Below are 21,200 nucleotides of genomic sequence, written 5' to 3'. Positions count from 1 at the left end.
CTGGCTGAAACCTTGGGCAAGGCCGAGTTGAAGGGTCGCACGTTCGGGGATACTGAGTTCGTGATAGGACATAGTGGCAGCACCGTACCGGAAAGGTCAGGTGTTGCACTCAGTTTTTGCGGCCGCCTTCAATAAAGTTTTTTCCTATCTAAACAACCACTTGAATAACAAAAAGTTTTTAATCGAGGAGAGACTCACAGGAGCAGACTTCATGCTGGGATTTGTGGTGAAAGGCGCGCTCAACCTGCTCAAATCCAAGAGCGAATTTCCACATATTGAAACCTACATTAAAAACCTTGAAAACCAGAAAAGTTACAAGCTAGCGCTGGATATAGACGCGAAGTGAGTTTAGCTTTTTAACAAATAGCTGTGGCAGACTCTCAAACTGCCATGGCTCTCACCATCATGAAGCTAAGACCACCAAAGCTGACATCCTTCAAGTGACGGAACACTGGAGTGATGATCAACCTGCTTAAAAGCTTGTCAGTAACCAGGCTTAAAAATTTACTCAGCTAACGATGAATACGGCTGTTACGTCAGAGCCAGACCGGGCGTCGCTTCGCAGCTACACAATAGCAAGCACAGGCTTACATGTTGGAGCTTATTGAAAAATGACCCAAGAAAGATTTATGTTTTTGTGTCCCAGTGGCAGTGGATAAGCTTGGCAGTAGTATCCCGATTGAAGTCGCATCGACACCCACTGCAGGTAGGCATGCGATTCAGAGCGACGTATATAACGAGCCTACAGAAGCGAGCGGTAAAGTAATTTTGAATAAGTTCTAACACCCTTTCCAATGATCAATAGCCAGTTCAGTTTTGTGAAAACACGCTTCCCTAGCCTGGCAAAGGACACGGCACATCTGGCGACGCGATTTGCAATGTCGAATCTGTGGATGGCATTCCGACATTTAGCGAGCGATACAGGAGAGGTGTGCCTGTAATATAGGGAATAGCCACCGCGAGGTTCTCACGGCGGCTAATAAAGATAGGAATGAGTGAGTGATCTGAGCGTTTTGGATCAAATCGGCACTTTCAAAATTGAAGGCAGCCGAATTTTACAAAAAAATATGACTACCTCAGACCACCCCTAGCCGGGCCTTCCAAACATCGCAGAGCCTTGTTTTATTCTCGAGCTCCCTACTAAAAAAGCAACAGATAACACTTTAAGCATCGAGCACTGCAAATACTTCTCCAGCAGACTGAATCGCCGCTAGTGCAGCAGGAACTCCGGCAGCTATACCTATTTGGATAATTGTGTCAATAATTTCCTGACGCGAAACACCGGCACGCAAGGCTGAGCCAATTCGCAGTTTCAGAATGGGAGCAGCAGTTGCTCCTAGCGCAACACATCCAGCTACCATAATGAGTTCTCTGGTACGCAGATCTAACGAACTCTGCCCATAGACATCGGCAAATTCCCACTCCATAACAAATCGGCCTATAGCAGGAGCAAGGTCCTTTAGCCCGTCCAAGAATTCACTAGAACGCAGCCCAGTGATCTCCTCAAACGCCGCCTGGCCAGCAAGGAAACGCTGATCGTTGACTGATACAGTTTCGGGGGCTGCACGCAGGAAAGAAACTTGGCCAACTCACCTACGATTTGGCTCGGGGAGAGAGTGCTGCTGTAATACTTAGCTTGGTATAGGTCCCAAGTATCCGAAGCAGGTGGATGTACCGTGTACCCGCATATATCTCGCCCCTTGTCATTTGCGCCTCCTAGCTTCAGAACCTGCGCGTATTGGCCCTCCTTCTCGAGCTGGCGTGCGCAGCGCTCTATAAACGACTCCCACTGCACGTCATCCATCAGTAGCAAGCGCTGCTGTGGAGTTGGTTCTACCGGACCTGGATGATAAGCACTACTCGAAGACACGGCCCCCCTCCTGGGTAAGCTCCATTGCGAATTACACCGCGATCACAAGATTGATTGAACCATATACAGAGGCTATCCGGGCGTCCATAGATGCTTGCTTAACACACAACTCGACTTGGCTCGTTCAGATCGGGATAAGGCAGTGTCGCTTCAGGAACGGGCGTCCTTGGTCATAGTAGCGACGCGTCTACGAGCAAGCATGCACTCACGATGGATGGGCGCAGCCACATCAAATCTACTCAATGTGACGAGCTTCGAGAAAACCTTACTTTGCCATTCGCTTCGAGCTTTGCCTGACTACCCAGTTCGGGCCTGCCTCCGAACACCAGAAAAATCGACCTCCCACAATGCTCATCACGCGACGACCTCCGCCCAAGCAATTCAAACGTGATGGGTTCGCGCTTGCGCCGCCTCCTGAGACCATCTGGCTGGCGCCACCCACCTTCACTGTTCCGACAGGTACGGGAACTCTGCCAGCTGCAGGACGAAAACACCCACCGTAAGCAGTTGGTGATCGAACTCACCCGGATTTGCCATATCCTTCTGGTGGTGATCAGAAAAAATCTAAAGACAGCTCGCCGTGTCGATGTCAGCCAGTGCTCGCCGAGAGAAAGTTCGCGAAAAGGAAAAGATTGCAGCCAATACAGTCAGAACTGATCAGCCTTGACAGGTTTCAACGCGACGAAGCCCCGAATGGCACTTTACGAGCTTTTTGCTAACGGTGACCCAACGGTGACCAAAATGATCAAAGCCCAGAAACAACAAAGCCCGGTCGTTTCCGAACCGGGCTAAGTCATTGAAAAATATGGTCGGGACGGAGTGATTCGAACACTCGACCCCTAGCACCCCATACGAGGGGTAGATTAATTCCATGTTTATCCGCCGGCCGTATCTGCCGAACGCATAAAAAACCCGGCACGAAGCCGGGTGATTACCCGCCCCTCAAAAACACAGCCCCCAAATGAGAGGGATGGAGAGCTGATAAGAGAACGCGGGAACGGGATATTGCCAAATGGTGTCTTCCTGCGCAATAGAATCCTCTAGCCGACCAACTCCGAAACATCAGGCGACGTGTGTAGTCCACGCATTCAGGAGTAGCGCTAGATGACCCCAAGGAAGCAGCCACATTCGTTATCACCGCACGAGACAGCACCTCAGCTTGAGCCTAGGGCACTGCAAACGATCCGCGCGGTTACATCGAAATTCTCCTTAGTAAGCACATCGATTGGCGCGCGACCTTTTAATCGCTCATGAGGTTTACAAAGGGCGCCATAAAGCCTCCACCCATCAACATCCGGAAACCGCGCTAAGGCAGCAAGTACCAACTTGTGCCGCAGTGGATCAAGCTGCCAATCAGGAATGCGCTGACCGCGATTCCCAAGGCTCAGAGACAGCAGGTGCCGAGCCTTGATATCGCGGTTGATCTGATCTCGGGATTTGCCTGCCAGCTTGGCGAAGACAAGCAGCGGCAGACTACTCGAAGCTTCATAAGTGGCGAGCATCTCGGCGCGCTGACGTTGTATGTCTGATACCTGGGGTTCGCGCAGCTGTCCAGTCTGCGTTGGAGCAGGTAGGACAGGTGGATGCTGAGCCGCATTAAGGACCGGTTCGTTGCTGATGGACATTGTGGAGACTGGGACGGTCGTCGCGGGGGAGCCGCTGTTGTACAGAACGGCGTTTGCGTTCGCGTTTTCCAACGAAGGTAACGAAGCTGCCCCCTCTAAACGAATAGTCAGCGGAGAACTTGCCGCTTTTAGCTGGCCCTGCCCCCATAGATCCAGACGGTTCGCCCAATCCTGCATCATGGTCCGGCGCTGCTCGACGTACTCCGCGTGGTTGTAAGCCGCACTCACCTTATCCGGATCAGCATGAGAAAGCTGAGCATCCACCCACACCTTCGGGTAGCCGATCTCGTTCAGCGCCGTCGAGATCGTCGCCCTCATCCCATGACCCGTGAGTTGATCGGCGTACCCCATCCGGCGTAACGCGCCGTTCAGCGTGTTTTCGCTGATGCGCTTGCTCAGGTCGCTTCGATGCGCAAACAAGTAGCGCTGTGCGGGGACAACCTGGTCCAGCAAGTGACGCACGATCTCCAGCGCCTGAACCGACAGCGGGACAATGTACGGCGGCACATTTTGAATCTGCTTACCTGGCTTCCGCATCGCTAGCTGGAGTTGTTTCACCACTTCCGCCGGTATGACCCACAAGCGCTTCTCCAGATCGAACTGGTCTGGTGTCGCCAACCGCAACTCGCCCGTGCGGACACCGGTCAGCAGCAACAACCGAAGGCCAAGCCGCGTTTGGCTGGCGCCACCGTAATTTCGAAGAGCAACCATCAATCCTGGGAGCTCGTCCATTCGGAGAAATGGATTGTGCGTAACAGGAGGTTTGGGAAGTGCGACCACATCAAGGTCTGAAGCCGGGTTGTGTTCCAGTCCCTCGATTTTCACCAGCGCATAGCGGAACAATTGGTTGAACCAGGTCCGGCATTTTTCGGCGGTCGTTAAGGCCTTGCGCTGTTCGATCCTGCTCAGTAAATCTAGCAGATCGTGACGATTGATATCGTAGATAGACCGCCCGCCCAGGCTGGGCAGGACGTCTTTATTGAAGATTCTCAATATCTGCGAGAGCGTGCTTTGACGCCCTTCCTTCAGGCTCAGCCTGCGGAACTCCACCCACTGATTGAACACAGCCTCGAAGGTGTGCTCCTTCGCAGCATGAACAGCAAGCCGCTGTTGTTTGCGATGCTCATAGGGATTGATGCCTTGGGCAACCAAGGTACGGGCTTCATCACGACGGGTACGGGCTTCTTTAAGCCCAATTTGGGGATAACTACCGAGGGACATGCGCTTCTGCTTGCCCGCCCAATAGTAGCGGAAGAGCCAGACTTTGCCGCCTCTGGCCGTCACATTGAGTGTGAGACCATCACTGTCGCCGAGGGTGTAGTCATTACCGGTGATTCGGGCGTGCCGAACTGTCATTTCTGAGAGTGCCATCGCGAGCTCCTGAACAGAGTCAGGGCCAGATGCTCGTCTCGTTGCGCAAACTGCTCCAGCAACAAACCGATTCAGTGCTCGTCAGAATTCTGGACTCAATTCTGGACTTAAACGCACCGGATAGTGCTGGATTTCAGTGGTTCCCGCTGGAACGAAAAAAAGGGCCTAAAGGCCCTGATTTCAATCACTTACAGAATTCAGTGGAACTCTGCAGCGCAATATTTGGAGCGGGAAACGAGACTCGAACTCGCGACCCCGACCTTGGCAAGGTCGTGCTCTACCAACTGAGCTATTCCCGCGTCTTGGTAAGTGAGCGCCATTCTATAGGAATCGATTCCTTCGTCAACCCTTTGATTCAAAAAAGCTTTATTTTTTTTCAACGTCGGTCTTGAGGTGTGGCCAGGCCGCTCGTAGGTATTGCAGCATGGACCACAGCGTCAAGCCTGCGGCGATCAGCAATAAGGCATAGCCCAAGAGAACCCAGAACGTGAAGGACGATGGGTTGGCCAGCAGGATCACCAGCGCCAGCATTTGTGCCGCAGTTTTCCATTTGCCCATGTTGGAAACCGCGACTTGGGCCCGAGCACCGAGTTCGGCCATCCATTCGCGCAAGGCGGAAACAACGATTTCGCGACCGATAATTACCGCCGCCGGCAAGGTCAGCCAGAGGTTGGCGTGCTCCTGGACCAGCAGCACCAGGGCCACGGCGACCATTAGTTTGTCAGCCACCGGGTCGAGGAACGCACCGAACGGTGTGCTTTGTTCCAGACGCCGCGCCAGATAGCCGTCCAGCCAATCCGTTGCAGCGGCAAAGGCGAAGACCGAACTGGCCGCCATGTAGCTCCAGTGGTAGGGCAAATAGAACAGCAGAATGAAGATCGGAATGAGCAGAACGCGTAAGACGGTGATCAGATTAGGGATATTCATCGACACAACTGGCTACAAGGTAAGGGAGGGATTCTACTCGCTGTGCAGGCTTGCATAAATCAGCTCAGCAAGCTTTTTACTGATCCCCGGTGCTTTGGCGATCTCTTCGATGCTTGCACGAGACAGCTCCTGCAATCCACCAAAATGTTTCAGCAATTCACGGCGGCGCTTTGGACCTACGCCCACAACCCCTTCCAGGGTTGAGGTTCGCCGGGTTTTGCCGCGGCGTGCGCGGTGCCCAGTAATTGCAAAGCGGTGGGCCTCGTCACGGATCTGCTGGATTAAATGCAGCGCCGGAGAATCGCCGCGCAAGGTGAATTCATGGGCCGCGTCATTGAGATAAAGCGTCTCGAAACCGGCCTTGCGTGTGGCGCCCTTTGCCACGCCGAGCAGGATTAGGTCGGGCACGGCCAGCTCGTTCAGCACGTCCCGGGCCATGGACAATTGCCCTTTGCCACCATCCACCAAAAGAATGTCCGGCAGCTTGCCCTCCCCGTCCTTGAGCTTGCTGAAGCGCCGGGTCAGGGCCTGGTGCATCGCGGCATAATCATCGCCAGGGGTCACGCCTTCGATGTTGTAACGCCGGTAATCGGACTTCAGTGGCCCTTCCGGCCCGAATACCACGCACGAAGCCACGGTCGCCTCACCGCTGGAGTGACTGATGTCGTAGCACTCCAGGCGTTGTGGCGGCTCGTCGAGATTGAGGACTTCGGCTAGGGCTTCGAAGCGCGCAGCAACGTGCTGGCGGTTCGCCAACCGGGCACCCAGCGCCTGCTCGGCGTTGGTCACCGCCAGTTGCTGCCAGCGCGCACGGGTGCCGCGCACCCGGTGGCTGATGGTCAGTTCACGTCCACGCAATTTGGAAATGGCAGCGATCAGGGTCGGGAAGTCTTCATGCACGACGTTGACGATCAACTCGCTCGGCAAGTCCCGCTCGGGGCTGCTGATGAAGTACTGGCCAAGGAACGCTGCCATGACTTCGGACACCGCTTCATCGATCCCCACCTGCGGAAAGAAGTTCTTGCTGCCCAGCACCCGGCCGCCACGCACACTGATGAGGTGCACACAGGCTCCGCCCGGATTGACGAACGCTGCGACCACATCGACGTCGCCAGTACCGCCTTCCATGCTCTGCTGGTCTTGCACACGACGTAACAGGGATATCTGATCCCGATACTCCGCCGCGCGCTCGAAATCCAGGGTGCTGGCAGCCTGCTCCATACCTGCGGATAGTTCATCGGTCAGGGCATTGCTGCGTCCTTCAAGGAACATGACCGAGTGGCGCACGTCTTCGGCGTAGACCTGGGGTTCCACCAAGCCAACGCAAGGCGCTTTGCAGCGCTTGATCTGGTATTGCAGGCACGGACGGGTACGGTTCTTGAAGTAGCTGTCTTCACACTGGCGCACGAAGAAGGTCTTTTGCAGGAGGCTCAGGCTTTCGCGAATCGCCCCGGCGCTGGGGTACGGCCCAAAATACTTGCCCTTCTGCTTCTTGGCGCCACGGTGGATGCTCAAGCGCGGGAACTCCCCGTCCGACAGGAAGACGTAGGGATAGGACTTATCGTCGCGCAGCAGGATGTTATAGGGCGGCCGCCACTCCTTGATAAGCGTCTGCTCTAGCAGTAACGCCTCGGTTTCGTTGGCGGTGATGGTGGTCTCGACTTGCGCGATGCGCGCCACCAGGGCGGCGGTCTTGGGGGCCAGGCCGGTCTTGCGAAAATAACTGGCCAGGCGCTTCTTCAGGTTCTTCGCCTTGCCGACGTACAACAGGCGCGCATCGCTGTCGAACATGCGGTACACGCCGGGATGGCCGCTGCAGGTAGAAAGAAAAGCACCGGGATCAAATACGTCAGTCATTGTCAGAGGCTGGCATCGATCATCCCGTGGCGAACGGCCAGCAATGTCAGTTCAACATCGCTGCTGATCGAGAGTTTCTCGAATATGCGGTAGCGGTAGGTGTTCACTGTCTTGGGAGACAGGCACAACTTGTCGGAAATAATCTGCACTTTCTGGCAGCCCACAATCATCAAGGCGATCTGGATCTCGCGCTCGGACAACGAGTCGAACGGAGAATCACTGGTGGGCTGGAACGATTTGATCGCCAATTGCTGGGCGATCTGGGGGCTGATGTAGCGTTGCCCGGCAAACACCAGGCGAATTGCCTGAACCATTTCCGCCAGGGCTGCACCCTTGGTCAGATAGCCCGCCGCGCCGGCCTGGAGCAATCGCGTAGGAAACGGGTCTTCTTCGCACACCGTTACCGCCAGCACCTTGATATCCGGATGGCTGCGCAACATTTTGCGCGTGGCTTCAAGGCCACCGATGCCCGGCATCTTGACGTCCATCAGCACCACATCAGGCTTGAGTTCCCGCGCCTTGAGCAGGGACTCTTCTCCCGACTCAGCCTGGCCGACGACTTGCAGCCCATCGATGTCAGCCAGCATTCGTGTAATGCCTGTACGAACGAGATCATGGTCATCGACCACTAGCACCCTAATCAAGCAGACACCTCGCGATATGGTCTTATTAGTTGCCGGACACCTTAGCAAAAACCAGCCGACAGACCTAGTTGCACAGATTATATAAAGAGTATCAATACGCTATGAGTGCAGATAAAACCACAGCGCCCCGGAAAAGGGCTCGCACTGCTGCCAATGGTCGCAGGCTCAACCCATATACCGCACGACCACGGCCCTGAAGTTGCCCTGTAGCGAATGGCCGGCCACCACGATCCGCCCGTCCTCTTGCAGGGCGACAGCCGTTGCAGTGTCCAGCCCTGGGCCCAGGCGCGTCCTGACCCAGCCCCGGCCTTGGCCGAAACCTGGGTCAAGTGTGCCGCCGGGCGCCCAACGCGCCACGATAATGTCTGCCTCAAAACCGCCCTGAGTCGACCCTACAGCGATCAGTTGTTCACCTTGCAGCGTGGCTGCCGTCCACTGGCACCCCTGGTGGCCGATGGCGATCAGCGAAGCCTGGCCATCATTGAACCCCAGGTCCGGGCCACCATCCCCCTGCACGCCCCGCGCCATGGCTAGCAGTGGATCGTTGGTATGGCCCACGGAACGCAAGCGTCCATCCGCCAGGGCCAGCACTTGGCGGAACCGATTGCTTTGGCTCGCCAGGTGGAAGATCGCCATACCGCCATCGCCAAACTGCGCGTCCGGGCTGCCATCGGGGTTGTAGCGGGCCAGCAGGCCTTGAGGCGGCAAGTCGCTGGCCCCGGCCACTAGCACGCGGCCATCGGCCTGCAGGTGGACACCCCCCAGCCAAGTGTTGGCCAGCGCGCGCCTGACGATCACAAAGCCGCGCCCGTTGAACGCCGTGTCCAACTCACCATCGGCGCCCACGCGGATCAGCACGCCGACATGGTTGGCCAACGCATAGTGATGATTGGCCAGCAGCAAGATCGCACCGTCCTCTTGGACGCACGCCCCGCTGACCTCTGTGCCGGGCGTCCCCATAGGCACCCAGTGGTCACGCGTACTCACCGACAGTTGCCCCGGCAAATGCACCACCCGCTTGCCGCCATCGCCGAAGCGGCGATCGAGATGGCCCAGGGCATCGAACATCGCCAGCGCCGGCAGGCTGTGCTGCGCGCTGATGTCCTGTAAGCCATGGATCAGAATGCGCCCATCCGCCAGCAGTACCACACCGGCGGCCATGGCATCGCCGCAGCCCTCGAACTGGCCGATGACCGCGCCCTGCTCGCCAAAACCCAGGTCCGCCGAACCGTCGGCCTTGAGCCTGGCCAGGCCGAAGCGATAACCCTGGTGGGTGCCGACCTTGGCCGCCACCAACAACTTGCCGTCCGGGCAAACCGCTACGCCGGTGGCCAGGCTCGAGGTGCTGCCAGGGAAGTACACCTGCGCCAGCCCTGCCTTGCCGAACCCGGCATCCAACCGGCCAGCACCTGAAGGCCTCGCCTGTGCCGTGTGCCAATGCACCCTTTGAGTCATTTGAACTGCACCCCCTGAAGCCAACCGGTCGTGGTGGGCAAGTGGCCCCCATTCAACAGAGAGGCCCCGGGGCCGGCTACTGTCAGAAGCTGCAGGTTTACCTTCCATAAAAGCCAAATAAGTGACTTTTTGTGCCACTGCCCGCCCACCTGCGCGCCAAAGCACATCATCAGCGCACTTGATATTCCAATTTTGTTACGGCAAGTTGCGCACCTTTCCCACTCAAGGAGCGGCCGATGTCCGGTTCAATGGCCCAGGCGTTCGCGCACAACTTCCTCGGGCATTCGCCACGCTGGTACAAAGCCAGCATCGTCGCGTTCCTGATCCTCAACCCGCTGCTGCTCTGGACGGTCGGCCCGGTAGCCGCCGGCTGGCTGCTGGTGGCCGAGTTCATTTTCACCCTGGCCATGGCGCTCAAATGCTACCCGCTGATCCCCGGCGGGCTGCTGATGGTCCAGGCCCTGCTGCTGGGCATGACCACGCCCCAGGCGCTGTATGAGGAATTGCTGCACAACTTCCCGGTGATCCTGCTGCTGATGTTCATGGTGGCCGGCATCTACTTCATGAAGGACTTGCTGCTGTTCCTGTTCTCCCGTCTATTGCTGGGGGTGCGCTCCAAGGCGTTGCTGGCGTTGCTGTTCTGCTTTCTGTCGGCGTTCCTCTCGGCGTTTCTCGATGCCTTGACCGTCACCGCAGTGATTATCAGCGCCGCGGTGGGCTTCTACTCGGTCTATCACCGCGTGGCTTCGGGCAGCGACCCACGCCAGGACAGCCCTTTCAGCGAGGACCATGGCGTGGCGAGCCTGCACCACGAAGACCTGGAACAGTTTCGCGCGTTCCTGCGCAGCCTATTGATGCACGGCGCGGTCGGTACCGCCCTGGGCGGCGTATGCACCCTGGTGGGCGAGCCGCAGAACCTGTTGATCGGCCATGAGATGGGCTGGCATTTTGCCGAGTTCTTTCTAAAAGTCGCCCCAGTGTCCCTGCCGGTGCTGGCGGCGGGCCTGGTGACTTGCGTGCTGCTGGAGAAACTGCGCTGGTTCGGCTACGGCACCCTGCTGCCGGACAACGTGCGCGCCGTCCTGGCCAGCTACGCCGCCCAGGACAACGCCCAACGCACCCAGCGCCAACGCGCCGCCCTGCTGGTACAGGGCGCCGCTGCATTGATCCTGATCGTGGGGTTGGCACTGCATATTGCCGAAGTCGGCCTGATCGGCCTGATGGTGATCGTGCTTATCACCGCCTTTACCGGCATCACCGATGAGCACCGCATCGGCAACGCCTTTAAAGACGCCATGCCGTTCACCGCGCTGCTGGTGGTGTTTTTCGCGGTGGTGGCGGTGATCCACGACCAGCAACTGTTCACCCCGCTGATCCAATGGGTGCTGGCCCTGCCGCCGGCGCAGCAACCGGGCATGCTGTTTATCGCCAATGGCCTGCTCTCGGCCATCAGCGACAACGTGTTCGTCGCCACCATCTACATCACTGAAGTGAAAGAAGCCTTCGCCCTGGGCCACATGAGCCGCGAACACTTCGAGACGCTCGCGGTTGCCATCAACACCGGCACCAACCTGCCCAGCGTGGCCACGCCCAACGGCCAGGCCGCGTTCCTGTTCCTGCTGACCTCGGCCATCGCCCCGCTGGTGCGCCTGTCCTACGGGCGCATGGTGTGGATGGCCCTGCCCTACACCGCGGTGATGGGGGTGTTGGGCTGGTACGCGGTGAGTTTCTGGCTGTAAGGACGCTGCGGGAGAACCCGCAGCGGTTGGTTCACCCCAGGCGATGCCAGACGCGCCCGTCGCGGGCCAGTAGTTCATCCCCCGCCGCCGGGCCGTCGGTGCCGGCGGCATAAGCCTGCACGCTGGCGTCTTGCTTCCAGGCATCGAGAAACGGCTGCACGGCACGCCAGCCGTTCTCGATGTTGTCTGCGCGCTGGAACAGCGTCTGGTCGCCGGTAAGGCAGTCGTAGATCAGGGTTTCGTAACCCGTGGACGGCTGCATCGTGAAGAAATCCTTGTAGGCAAACCCCAACTCGATATTGGCCATTTCCAGCTCCGGCCCCGGGCGCTTGGCCAGCAGGTCGAACCACATGCCCTCGTTGGGCTGGATCTGGATGCGCAAGTAGGTCGGCTGCAACTCATCGACCTCGGTGTCGCGAAACTGCGCGTAGGGCGCAGGTTTGAAGCAGATCACGATCTCCGTGTCGCGCACGCTCATGCGCTTGCCGGTGCGCAGGTAAAACGGCACGCCCACCCAGCGCCAGTTGTCGATCATCACCTTGAGGGCGACAAAGGTTTCGGTCGTGCTGTCGGGAGCGACGTTGGGCTCCTCGCGATAGCCGGCCAAGGGCTGCCCGTCACGCTTACCCGCAGCGTACTGGCCGCGTACCGAGTTGGCCCGCGCCTGCTCAACCGACCAGGGGCGGATCGCCCCCACCACCTTGGCCTTCTCGCCACGCACCGCGTCCGCGCCGAAGGCAGCGGGCGGCTCCATGGCCACCATTGCCAGGAGCTGGAACAGGTGATTGGGCACCATGTCCCGCAACGCGCCGGTGTGCTCGTAGAAACTGCCCCGGGTCTCGACGCCCACGGTTTCCGCCGCGGTGATTTGCACGTGGTCGATGTAGTGGTTGTTCCAGAACGCCTCGAACAGGCTGTTGGAAAACCGGCTGACCAGGATGTTCTGCACGGTTTCCTTACCCAGGTAATGGTCGATACGGTAGATCTGCTTCTCCGTCATCACCTTGAGCAGGCAGGCATTCAGTGCTTCGGCGGTCTGCAGATCGGAGCCGAACGGCTTCTCGATCACCACCCGGCGAAACCCCTCGTCGCTTTCCTCCAGCAACCCGGCCGCACCGAGGCGGGTGACCACCTCAGTAAAGAACCGTGGCGCGGTGGCCAGGTAGAACACGGCGTTAGCGGTGCCGCTGGCGGCGATTTTCGCCGCCAAATCCCGATAGGTTTGCTCGTCGAGGAAATCCCCCTGCACGTAGCTGATGCCCTTGGCCAGCGCCGCCCACAACTGCGGGTCGAGGGAGTCCTGGCCGTTGCCGACCTTGCTTGCGGCCTCGTTGCGAATGAAGTTTTCCAGCTTCAGGGCAAAGTCGGCGTCGCTGATGGGGTTGTGGTCCACGCCGACAATGCGCAGCCCCTCACCCAGCAGGCCGTCACGGCTCAGGTTGTACAGCGCCGGCATCAGCAGGCGCTTGACCAGGTCGCCATGGGCGCCGAACAGGAACAACGTGGTCGGCGGCGCCGGCTCGGGGGTGCGGCCCTTTCCCGGGGCGGTCATTTTTTCGGGGTCTCGACGTGGCCGCCAAAGCCAAAACGCATGGCCGAGAGCAGTTTGTCACCGTAGGTGCTTTGCTGGCGGGAACGGAAGCGGGCAAACAGCGAGTTGGACAGCACCGGCACCGGCACCGATTGCTCCATGGCCGCCTCGATGGTCCAGCGCCCTTCACCGCTGTCGGCCACCGCGCCAGAGTAACCGTCGAGTTTCGGGTCGCTGGCCAGGGCGTCGGCAGTCAGGTCCAGGAGCCAGGACGACACCACGCTGCCGCGGCGCCAGACTTCGGCGATATCAGCGACATTCAGGTCAAAACGCTGTTCTTCTGGCAGGTTTTCGCTGGATTTGGTCTTGAGAATGTCAAAGCCCTCGGCGAAGGCCTGCATCATGCCGTACTCGATGCCGTTGTGGATCATCTTGACGAAGTGCCCCGACCCGGCCGGGCCGGCGTGGATGTAGCCGCGCTCGGCACGGTCATCCGTGGCGACGCGGTCGCGGGTGCGCGGGATGTCGCCCAGGCCTGGGGCCAGGGTGGCGAACAGCGGGTCGAGGCGCTGCACCACGCCGGCATCGCCGCCGATCATCATGCAGTAGCCGCGCTCCAGGCCCCAGACGCCGCCGGAGGTGCCGACGTCGATGTATTCCAGGCCTTTGGCCGCCAGGGCCTTGGCGCGGCGGATGTCGTCCTTATAGAAGGTGTTGCCGCCATCGATAATCACATCGCCCGCATCGAGCAGTTGGCTCAGGGCCTCGATGGTGTCTTCGGTGGGCGCGCCGGCCGGCAGCATGACCCACACCGCACGCGGCTGTTGCAGGCCGGCCACCAGGGCCGCGAGGTCCGCCACGCCGGTGGCGCCCTCGGCAGTCAAGGCGTCGACAAAATCGGTGTTGCGATCGTAGACCACAGTCGTGTGGCCATTGAGCATCAGGCGTCGTGCAATGTTGCCGCCCATGCGGCCCAGTCCAACAATCCCCAGTTGCATGTGCTGATGCTCCTTACCACTAAAAAGGTGTGTCAAAGGTTATAGCGCAAGGACGCTGACGAGGGTTAATCCGGCACATCCACAGATGCACCAGCCCTTCAAGCAGATAACTACGCGGTATCACGTCAGAAATATCGACGAAGACACAGGGACAGTGAAAAATAAAAAAGTTCCATTTATTCCAGAAAAAAACCAAAATCAGCGCCGATTGCACCCTTGCACCTGCCCGGGGCGCCAGTACACATCTTTTGCACATTGAGGTCCGCCATGGGCGCGCTCGTTAGGCCAGCACCTGCACAAACCCTGTACGTCAGCGTTCGCCGCGATGAGCTGCGCCAACTCAAGGCCGAACGCGAGCAGTTGCGCCAACAGGTCGCCGAACTGCAAGAGCGCCTGCAACAGGCCCGCAACGTGGCCAGCCCAGCAACCGCCTAGCAGGGCTTCAACTCACAAAGTTTTCACAAGCCCTTGGTGATACTCCGGCCTCTTCTGGCCGCTCGTCTGGCGAGCGGCGCCCGGTGGCTGGCGCCTTGAGCGACTTCAGCAGCCGATCTGATTAATCGCCTGGAGCGCTTGATGGCAACTTTTGAACGCAGCGAAAAGTCTGCGAAAAGCTTCGATTGGGCAGGATTGGGCTGGTTATTCCTGTTCTTCTGGTATTTTTCCGGCATTACCCAGGCACTGATTCTCTTCACCGGCACGTCCGGTTTTTCCGGTTTCCGCCAAGCTTTTTTTATGAGCGCCATCTGGCTCGCGCCGATGCTGCTGTTCCCGGCGCGCACGCGCTTGCTGGCGGGGCTGATAGGCGTGGTCCTGTGGGCTTGCTCGATGGCCAGCCTGGGCTACTTCTTCGTCTATCAGCAGGAATTCTCGCAAAGCGTCATCTTCATCATGTTCGAGTCGAACATCTCTGAAGCGGGCGAGTACCTGACGCAATATTTCGCCTGGTGGATCGTGCTCGGCTTCATCGCCCACACCGCCGTGGCGCTCTTCCTGTGGACACGCCTGCGCCCGGTGTACCTGCCCAGGAAGCAGGCAATGGTGGCTGCCATGGCCATCCTCGTCGCGGTGGTCGGCTACCCACTGGTGCGCCAGATCATCAAGACCGACGACCTGACCACCGCCATCGAGAAGTTCGAGACTCGCATCGAACCCGCCGTGCCGTGGCAGATGATCGTGGCGTATCGGCGCTACACCCATCAGCTGGAAAACATGCAGGGCATGCTCGAGAACGTGAGCAAGATCGCCCCCCTGAAAAACCTCAAGGACGCCCAGGCCAACCAACCGGCCACCCTGGTGCTGGTGATCGGCGAATCCACCAACCGCCAGCGCATGAGCCTGTACGGCTACCCGCGCCAGACCACACCGGAACTGGACAAGCTGCGCGATGAACTGGCGGTGTTCGACAACGTCATTACCCCGCGCCCCTACACCATCGAGGCGTTGCAGCAGGTGCTGACCTTCGCCGACGAAGACCACCCCGACGACTACCTCAAGACCCCGTCGCTGGTCAGCGTGATGAAGCAGGCCGGCTACAAGACCTTCTGGATCACCAACCAGCAGACCATGACCAAGCGCAACACCATGCTCACCACGTTCTCCGAACAAGCCGACGAGCGCGTGTACCTCAACAACAACCGCAACCAGAACGCCCGCCAGTACGACGGCGACGTGCTGGCACCCTTCTCCAAGGCCCTGGCCGACGGCGCCGAGCGCAAGTTTATCGTCGTGCACCTGCTGGGCACGCACATGAGCTACCAGTACCGCTACCCGCCTAGCTTCGACAAGTTCACCGACCGCCAGGGTGTGCCCGAGGGCGTGCGCGACGACCAGTTGCCGACCTACAACAGCTACGACAACGCGGTGCTGTACAACGATTTCGTGGTGTCGAGCCTCATCAAGGACTACGCCAAGAACGACCCCAATGGCTTTTTGATGTACCTCTCCGACCACGGTGAAGACGTGTTCGACTCCGCCGGCCACAGCACCCTGGGCCGTAACGAAGGCAAGCCGACGGCACCGATGTACACCATTCCGTTCATGGCTTGGGCCTCGCCCAAGTGGCGCGCCAACCACGAATGGGACTTCACTGGCGAAACCGGCCGGCCCTACAGCAGCTCCAACCTGATCCACACCTGGGCCGACCTGGCAGGCCTGAGCGCTGATGAGCTGGATGACAGCAAAAGCCTGGTCAGCGACAGCTTCAAACCCCGCCCGCTGCTGATCGGCAACCCGTTCGAGCGCAAGCAGCGGGCCATGATCGACTTCAGCCTGATAAAGCCCAAGGTCGCCCCAGTGCCCACTGCGGTCGTGCAGAAGTAACCCACTCGGGGGCCGGTTCCGGCCCTCGCATTACCTGTCAGGGCCGGTTAACCGGCACTTAATTGAAGGGCCGGATGCTGCCCCCATGCCTCACATCGAGTACGAGGCTCCCTTCCCTTCCATGACAGGAAATACCCCATGAAAATCTCCACTTTGCTTCTCGCCGCCCTCATGACCGCCAGCACCAGCGCCGCTTTCGCCGAAGGCGGCGCCGAGCGCTCCCGTGAGTTCTGGGACACCTTCAAAGTCAGCCAACAGCAACTGCACGGCAACGCCGAGCAACGCCTGGCCGCCGACAAGGCGAAAAAAGACACCCCCATGAGCACCAGCGGTGCCCAGGAACAGACGCCCAAGGCGTGATTGCCGCAAGACCTGCGGGAGCGGATCTGGCCCGGCGGCGACTCGCCGATGGCGCAGTGTCAGAAAAGCTGATGTCGCCTGACCCAGCGCTATCGCGGGTAAACCCGCTCCCACCCAGGTGAGGTCGCCCCCTCCTTATTGCCGCTACAACGCCTTGGTCCAAAACAGCATCCGGCCATGGGCCGGGTCGAACATGCCGGCGGCGAAGCCGAACTTGCCGTAGGAGGCTTGGGCCACGGCATTGCCCTCTAGCACTTCCAGGGTGATTTTGCAGCAGCCGCGCTGGCGGGCGATGTCCTCGACCTTTTGCAGCATCTTCTGGCTCAGCCCCAAGCCGCGGAACTTGTCCACCACCGATACGTCATGCACGTTGACCAACGGCCGGCAGGCGAAGGTGGAAAACCCCTCGAAGCAATTGACCAACCCCGCCGGCTCGCCGCCGACAAAGGCCAGCACGCTGAACGCATGGGGGCGTTTGGCCAGCTCGTCCGGCAGGTTGTGCAGCACATCGGCGGACAACGGCTCCCCGCCGCCCATGGGGTCCAGGGCGTAGTGGTTGAGCACCAGGCGGATGGCTTCGGCGTGGGTGGGGTTGGTGTAGCTGGCCTGGAGAACCAGGATATCGGCGTCCATTTGCAGTGTTGGTCCTGTGGTGGCGGTCATGGGTGAGCGGCAAAACGTTGCATCTGCATTTCCTGCAAACGGCTTAGGGTGCGGCGAAACGCGAAGGCCAGGTAGCCCTCGGTGTAGAGTTCGGCCATTGGCACGCGGGCCTCGATATAGAGCGGCACCTTGCGGTCGTAGCATTCGTCCACCAGGGCAATGAAGCGCCGCACGCTGTCGTCATGGATCGACAGTTGCGGCAGTTCCCGGTCCCCAGCCTCGACCCGCACCGCGCCATCCTCGGTGCCACGGGCGATGCGGCCCGGACGCTGTTGTGCGCTCAGGCACGGCACGTCGCTGAGCAAAATGGCGCGGAAACGATCACACAGGGCCATGAAGTCCATGGCGGCAAAGGGTTCTTCGCACAATTGGGCGAAACGGCACCACAGCACCGCGGGGCTGGCCTTGACCACCGCCAAGGGTCGATACCCCACCGTCAGGGGTGTGCTGGACACCGCTTGGCCCTGGGCCAGCTCAGTGAACACCGCGTCCATCCGGCTCGCCTCTGGCGCGGCGCAAACCCAATAGCGTTGCACCCCGGCGCCCGGATGCAGGCGATGGTCCTCGCTGCCGTCCACCGCCACTACCTGCATGTGCGCCTTGATCGCGGCAATCGCCGGCAGGAAGCGCTCGCGATTGAAACCGTCGCCGTAGAGCTGGTCAGGCGGCTGGTTGGAGGTGCACACCAGCACCACGCCCTCGTCGAACATGACCTGGAACAGGCGCCCCAGGATGATCGCGTCGCCGATGTCATTGACGAACAACTCATCGAAGCACAGCACCCGCACCTCGGCGCTCAGTTCCCGGGCCAGGGCCTGCAATGGGTCGGCGATGCCGCTCAACTGGAACGAACGCTGGTGCACCCAGCCCATGAAATGGTGAAAATGCTGGCGCCGTGCTGGCACCCGCAGGCTCTGGTAGAACTGGTCCATCAGCCAGGTCTTGCCGCGCCCCACCGGCCCCCAGAGATAAACGCCGGTTACGGGCCCGCGACCTTGGTGCAGCGCCTCATGGCATTGTTGCAAGGCCTGCACGGCACGGTGCTGGGCGGCGTCGGGGACGAAACCTTGCTGGTCGATGGCGTATTGATAGGCGCTCAATGGGGAATCGAAGGGCATGTTCGGCGGCGTGTCCTCAGGGCAAGCCTGGCAGTATGCCACGGCGCCATCACTTTACTGGCGATCCCACCGGTTGCAGAGACGATTCAGCGGCATTTCGCGTTGCCCCCGCGGGCACCTGCTGGCATTCTGCGCCTCCATTTTCTGACCCGGCCTCGCATTGTGTCTGACAAGCCCCTTCATCGCAGCGACCTGATCTACGGTCTCAACGATCGCCCCGATTTCATGTCGACCATTTTTGCCGCCCTCCAGCACGTGCTGGCGAGCTTTGTCGGCATCATCACGCCCACCCTCATCATGGGTAGCGCCCTGGGCCTGCAAAGCGAAGTGCCCTACCTGATAAGCATGGCGCTGTTCGTCTCCGGCCTGGGCACCTTTGTCCAGGCGCGGCGCTTTGGCCCGGTGGGGTCGGGGCTGCTGTGCCTGCAAGGCACCAGTTTTTCCTTTATCAGCGTGATTCTCAGCGCCGGGTTCATGGTCAAGGCCCGCGGTGGCGGCACCGATGAAATCCTCTCGACGATTTTCGGCGTGTGCTTCTTCGCCGCGTTTATCGAAGTGGCCCTGAGCCAGTTCATCGGCAAGCTGCGCAAGCTCATCACCCCGGTGGTCACCGGCACCATCATCACCCTGATGGGCTTATCACTCATAAAAGTGGCCATGACCGACATCGCCGGCGGCTTTGGCGCCACCGACCTGGGCGCCGCTAGCCACCTGGCCCTGGCGGCCCTGGTGCTGGGCACCATCGTGATCCTCAACCGCATCGACGTGCCATTTCTGCGCCTGGGCGCCATCGTCATCGGCCTGACCCTGGGCTACGTGGTGGCGTGGCTGATGGGCCAGGTGGATTTTTCCAGCATGCCGGAGGTGCCGCTGATGAGCGTGCCGGTGCCGTTCAAGTACGGTTTCTCCTTCGATTGGGTGGCGTTCGTGCCGGTGGCGGTGATTTTCCTGGTTTCGCCCCTGGAAGCGGCCGGTGACCTGACCGCCAACTCGATGATTTCCCAACAACCGGTCAAGGGCCCGGTGTACATCCGCCGCATCAAGTCGGGCCTGCTGGCCGATGGCCTCAACTCGGTGATGGCCGCCACCTTCAACAGCATGCCCATGGTGACCTTCGCCCAGAACAACGGGGTGATCCAGTTGACAGGCGTGGCCAGCCGCTACGTGGCGTTCTTCATTGCCGGGCTGCTGGTGCTGCTGGGGCTGTTCCCGATGATCGGCGCCGTGCTGCAACTGATGCCCAAACCGGTGCTGGGTGGGGCCGAACTGATTATGTTCGGCACCGTGGCCGTGGCCGGGATCAAGATCCTCGCCGAGGCCGGCCTGCATCGGCGCAACATGCTGATCGTGGCCATTTCCCTGGGCATGGGCCTGGGCGTGGCCGCCGTGCCCGAAGTGCTGCGCGAGCTGCCCAAGGCCCTGCACAACATCCTCGAGTCGCCGATCACCGTGGGCGCGTTCTGCGCGATTTTGCTGAACATCTTCCTGCCCGAAGAATTCATCGAACTGGAAGAAGACGAATTCGACCCCGAGGCCTCCACCCTCAAGATCATGCAAAACCCGGACGTGCCGGCGCGAACCTCTGAGGGCTGATCGCGTCCTATGCTTGAACGGCCGGCCACTGTGGCCGGCCCTGCCCATCGCCTGCGAGGCAACGTCCATGCCGCCTATCCTGCGCCTTGCCTGCTGCCTGTTACTGCTGAGTGTGAGCGCCTGCGCCCTGTTGCCCGACCGCGACCCGCTGCGCATCAACGTGGTCGGCATCGAGCCATTGCCCAGCCAGGAGCTGGAACTGCGTTTCGCGGTGAAGCTGCGCCTGCAAAACCCCAACGAGCGCGCCATCGATTACAACGGTGCGGCCCTGGACCTGGAAGTCAACGGCCGCCCGCTGGCCAGCGGCGTGAGCAACCAAACGGGCTCGATCCCGCGTTTTTCCGAAGGGCTGCTGACGGTGCCGGTGAGTATTTCGGCGTTCTCCGTGCTGCGCCAGACCCTGGGCCTGCGCCAGGGGCAAAGCCTGGACAACCTGCCCTACGTGCTGCGGGGCAAGCTCGCCGGGGGGGTGTTCGGTACGATGCGTTTCGTCGACCGCGGCAACCTCAGCCTGCCCGCAACCGCGCCCTAGCCTCAATACAAGGAGCCCCGCTGCCATGGACGTCACCCCCACTTTCCATACCGAACGCTTGATCCTGCGGCCCCTGGAGCTGGCCGACGCCGATGCCATCCAGGAACAATTCGCGCACTGGGACGTAGTGCGCTACCTCAATGCCCTGGTGCCCTGGCCTTACCCGGCGGACGGCGCGCTGACCTACCTGCGCGACATTGCCCTGCCCGCCATCGCCCGGGGCCAGGAGTGGCACTGGTCGCTGCGCCTCAAAAGCGCCCCCGAACAACTGATCGGCAACATCAGCCTGATGGACGAGCAGGACAACCACCGCGGTTTCTGGCTGGGCCCGCAGTGGCAGGGCCAGGGCCTGATGAGTGAGGCCAGCGCAGTGGTGACCGCGTACTGGTTCCAGGTCCTCGAACGGCCGCTGATGCGCGTACCCAAGGCCGCGCCAAACCAGGCCTCGCGGCGTATGTCCGAACGCGCCGGCATGCGCCTGATCGCCACCCGTGACGGCGATTTCGTCTGCGGGCGTTTGCCTTGCGACACCTGGGAAATCACCCGCGAAGAATGGCTGCGCAGCAACACCCCCCTGTAGCCAGCGGGCGCGCCC

The 21,200-nt window shown here is 60.2% G+C and carries 18 protein-coding genes, 1 tRNA gene and 1 pseudogene; 9 read left to right on the top strand and 11 right to left on the bottom strand.

The features are described 5' to 3' along the window. Positions 1–73 precede the first annotated feature (73 nt). Positions 74–346 carry a glutathione binding-like protein gene (locus AC19YT_RS23400; protein ID WP_500611102.1) on the top strand — a complete coding sequence of 91 codons (273 nt, stop codon included), beginning with the start codon at positions 74–76 and terminating at the stop codon, positions 344–346. A gap of 439 nt (positions 347–785) precedes the next feature. Then, positions 786–941 (top strand): annotated as a pseudogene (locus AC19YT_RS23395) (IS5/IS1182 family transposase); the annotation flags it as partial. Between the two features lie 222 nt (positions 942–1,163). Here AC19YT_RS23395 and AC19YT_RS23390 read toward each other — a convergent pair. The 7 genes from AC19YT_RS23390 to AC19YT_RS23360 all read right to left on the bottom strand — a co-directional run bounded on the left by AC19YT_RS23390 (position 1,164) and on the right by AC19YT_RS23360 (position 9,749). Beyond that, the gene (locus AC19YT_RS23390) at positions 1,164–1,472 is read right to left on the bottom strand and encodes a carboxymuconolactone decarboxylase family protein (RefSeq protein ID WP_373345695.1); all 309 of its coding nucleotides are present in this window, start codon (positions 1,470–1,472) and stop codon (positions 1,164–1,166) included. Positions 1,473–3,024: 1,552 nt separating this feature from the next. Then, a complete protein-coding gene (locus tag AC19YT_RS23385; protein ID WP_048392768.1) occupies positions 3,025–4,866 on the bottom strand; it encodes a tyrosine-type recombinase/integrase in 1,842 nt (613 codons plus the stop codon). Between the two features lie 223 nt (positions 4,867–5,089). Further along, a tRNA-Gly gene (locus AC19YT_RS23380) sits at positions 5,090–5,165 on the bottom strand. 67 nt (positions 5,166–5,232) lie between these two features. Further along, positions 5,233–5,793, bottom strand: a complete 561-nt coding sequence (pgsA, locus tag AC19YT_RS23375; protein ID WP_095109844.1) for a CDP-diacylglycerol--glycerol-3-phosphate 3-phosphatidyltransferase — start codon at positions 5,791–5,793, stop codon at positions 5,233–5,235. A gap of 33 nt (positions 5,794–5,826) precedes the next feature. Next, positions 5,827–7,650 (bottom strand): excinuclease ABC subunit UvrC, encoded by a 1,824-nt coding sequence (uvrC, locus tag AC19YT_RS23370; protein ID WP_095109845.1) that lies wholly within the window; start codon positions 7,648–7,650, stop codon positions 5,827–5,829. Positions 7,651–7,652: 2 nt separating this feature from the next. Next, the gene (gene gacA, locus AC19YT_RS23365; protein WP_095109846.1) at positions 7,653–8,294 is read right to left on the bottom strand and encodes a response regulator transcription factor GacA; all 642 of its coding nucleotides are present in this window, start codon (positions 8,292–8,294) and stop codon (positions 7,653–7,655) included. 165 nt (positions 8,295–8,459) lie between these two features. Continuing rightward, a complete protein-coding gene (locus AC19YT_RS23360) occupies positions 8,460–9,749 on the bottom strand; it encodes a hypothetical protein (RefSeq protein WP_500611101.1) in 1,290 nt (429 codons plus the stop codon). A 236-nt stretch (positions 9,750–9,985) separates the two neighbouring features. Between AC19YT_RS23360 and nhaB the strand changes: the two genes are divergently transcribed. Beyond that, positions 9,986–11,488, top strand: a complete 1,503-nt coding sequence (gene nhaB / locus AC19YT_RS23355; RefSeq protein WP_500611100.1) for a sodium/proton antiporter NhaB — start codon at positions 9,986–9,988, stop codon at positions 11,486–11,488. Positions 11,489–11,519: 31 nt separating this feature from the next. Here the strand turns inward: nhaB and zwf are convergent, their stop codons facing one another. Further along, positions 11,520–13,040 (bottom strand): glucose-6-phosphate dehydrogenase, encoded by a 1,521-nt coding sequence (gene zwf / locus AC19YT_RS23350; RefSeq protein ID WP_500611099.1) that lies wholly within the window; start codon positions 13,038–13,040, stop codon positions 11,520–11,522. Then, positions 13,037–14,053, bottom strand: coding sequence for a phosphogluconate dehydrogenase (NAD(+)-dependent, decarboxylating) (gene gnd, locus AC19YT_RS23345; protein ID WP_500611098.1), 1,017 nt, complete (start codon positions 14,051–14,053; stop codon positions 13,037–13,039). The genes zwf and gnd overlap by 4 nt, the downstream gene beginning before the upstream one ends. A gap of 231 nt (positions 14,054–14,284) precedes the next feature. Between gnd and AC19YT_RS23340 the strand changes: the two genes are divergently transcribed. From AC19YT_RS23340 to AC19YT_RS23330, 3 genes are all read left to right on the top strand, one after another. Continuing rightward, a complete protein-coding gene (locus AC19YT_RS23340; protein WP_176465131.1) occupies positions 14,285–14,452 on the top strand; it encodes a DUF6026 family protein in 168 nt (55 codons plus the stop codon). A gap of 141 nt (positions 14,453–14,593) precedes the next feature. Further along, entirely contained in the window at positions 14,594–16,339 is a 1,746-nt protein-coding gene (locus AC19YT_RS23335; RefSeq protein ID WP_095109851.1) for a phosphoethanolamine transferase CptA, read from the top strand. A gap of 138 nt (positions 16,340–16,477) precedes the next feature. Continuing rightward, positions 16,478–16,699, top strand: a complete 222-nt coding sequence (locus AC19YT_RS23330; protein ID WP_500611097.1) for a hypothetical protein — start codon at positions 16,478–16,480, stop codon at positions 16,697–16,699. A gap of 144 nt (positions 16,700–16,843) precedes the next feature. Here the strand turns inward: AC19YT_RS23330 and AC19YT_RS23325 are convergent, their stop codons facing one another. Together AC19YT_RS23325 and zapE are read right to left on the bottom strand one after the other, a co-directional pair. After that, entirely contained in the window at positions 16,844–17,332 is a 489-nt protein-coding gene (locus tag AC19YT_RS23325; RefSeq protein WP_500600134.1) for a GNAT family N-acetyltransferase, read from the bottom strand. Positions 17,333–17,358: 26 nt separating this feature from the next. Further along, on the bottom strand, positions 17,359–18,480 hold the full coding sequence (zapE, locus tag AC19YT_RS23320) for a cell division protein ZapE (RefSeq protein ID WP_500600132.1): 1,122 nt from the start codon (positions 18,478–18,480) through the stop codon (positions 17,359–17,361). Between the two features lie 162 nt (positions 18,481–18,642). On the opposite strand from zapE, the gene AC19YT_RS23315 reads away from it, so the two are divergent. From AC19YT_RS23315 to AC19YT_RS23305, 3 genes are all read left to right on the top strand, one after another. Beyond that, on the top strand, positions 18,643–20,073 hold the full coding sequence (locus AC19YT_RS23315) for a nucleobase:cation symporter-2 family protein (protein ID WP_256576615.1): 1,431 nt from the start codon (positions 18,643–18,645) through the stop codon (positions 20,071–20,073). A gap of 67 nt (positions 20,074–20,140) precedes the next feature. Then, a complete protein-coding gene (locus tag AC19YT_RS23310; protein WP_095109855.1) occupies positions 20,141–20,605 on the top strand; it encodes an LEA/WHy family protein in 465 nt (154 codons plus the stop codon). A 25-nt stretch (positions 20,606–20,630) separates the two neighbouring features. Next, positions 20,631–21,185, top strand: coding sequence for a GNAT family N-acetyltransferase (locus tag AC19YT_RS23305; RefSeq protein WP_095109856.1), 555 nt, complete (start codon positions 20,631–20,633; stop codon positions 21,183–21,185). Positions 21,186–21,200: the final 15 nt, after the last annotated feature.

The sequence above is a fragment of the Pseudomonas sp. MF08875 genome (assembly GCF_059862525.1).
The sequence above is the reverse complement of the archived record's forward strand: the minus strand, read 5'-3'. Positions and strand labels throughout refer to the sequence as shown.

Bases quoted from the DNA above. Each gene is read 5' to 3' on its own strand.
- AC19YT_RS23385 (WP_048392768.1), bottom strand. From the start codon at position 4,866: ATGGCACTCTCAGAAATGACAGTTCGGCACGCCCGAATCACCGGTAAT.
- pgsA (WP_095109844.1), bottom strand. From the start codon at position 5,793: ATGAATATCCCTAATCTGATCACCGTCTTACGCGTTCTGCTCATTCCG.
- uvrC (WP_095109845.1), bottom strand. From the start codon at position 7,650: ATGACTGACGTATTTGATCCCGGTGCTTTTCTTTCTACCTGCAGCGGC.
- AC19YT_RS23360 (WP_500611101.1), bottom strand. From the start codon at position 9,749: ATGACTCAAAGGGTGCATTGGCACACGGCACAGGCGAGGCCTTCAGGT.
- nhaB (WP_500611100.1), top strand. From the start codon at position 9,986: ATGTCCGGTTCAATGGCCCAGGCGTTCGCGCACAACTTCCTCGGGCAT.
- zwf (WP_500611099.1), bottom strand. From the start codon at position 13,040: ATGACCGCCCCGGGAAAGGGCCGCACCCCCGAGCCGGCGCCGCCGACC.
- AC19YT_RS23340 (WP_176465131.1), top strand. From the start codon at position 14,285: ATGGGCGCGCTCGTTAGGCCAGCACCTGCACAAACCCTGTACGTCAGC.
- AC19YT_RS23335 (WP_095109851.1), top strand. From the start codon at position 14,594: ATGGCAACTTTTGAACGCAGCGAAAAGTCTGCGAAAAGCTTCGATTGG.
- AC19YT_RS23330 (WP_500611097.1), top strand. From the start codon at position 16,478: ATGAAAATCTCCACTTTGCTTCTCGCCGCCCTCATGACCGCCAGCACC.
- AC19YT_RS23325 (WP_500600134.1), bottom strand. From the start codon at position 17,332: ATGGACGCCGATATCCTGGTTCTCCAGGCCAGCTACACCAACCCCACC.
- zapE (WP_500600132.1), bottom strand. From the start codon at position 18,480: ATGCCCTTCGATTCCCCATTGAGCGCCTATCAATACGCCATCGACCAG.
- AC19YT_RS23310 (WP_095109855.1), top strand. From the start codon at position 20,141: ATGCCGCCTATCCTGCGCCTTGCCTGCTGCCTGTTACTGCTGAGTGTG.
- AC19YT_RS23305 (WP_095109856.1), top strand. From the start codon at position 20,631: ATGGACGTCACCCCCACTTTCCATACCGAACGCTTGATCCTGCGGCCC.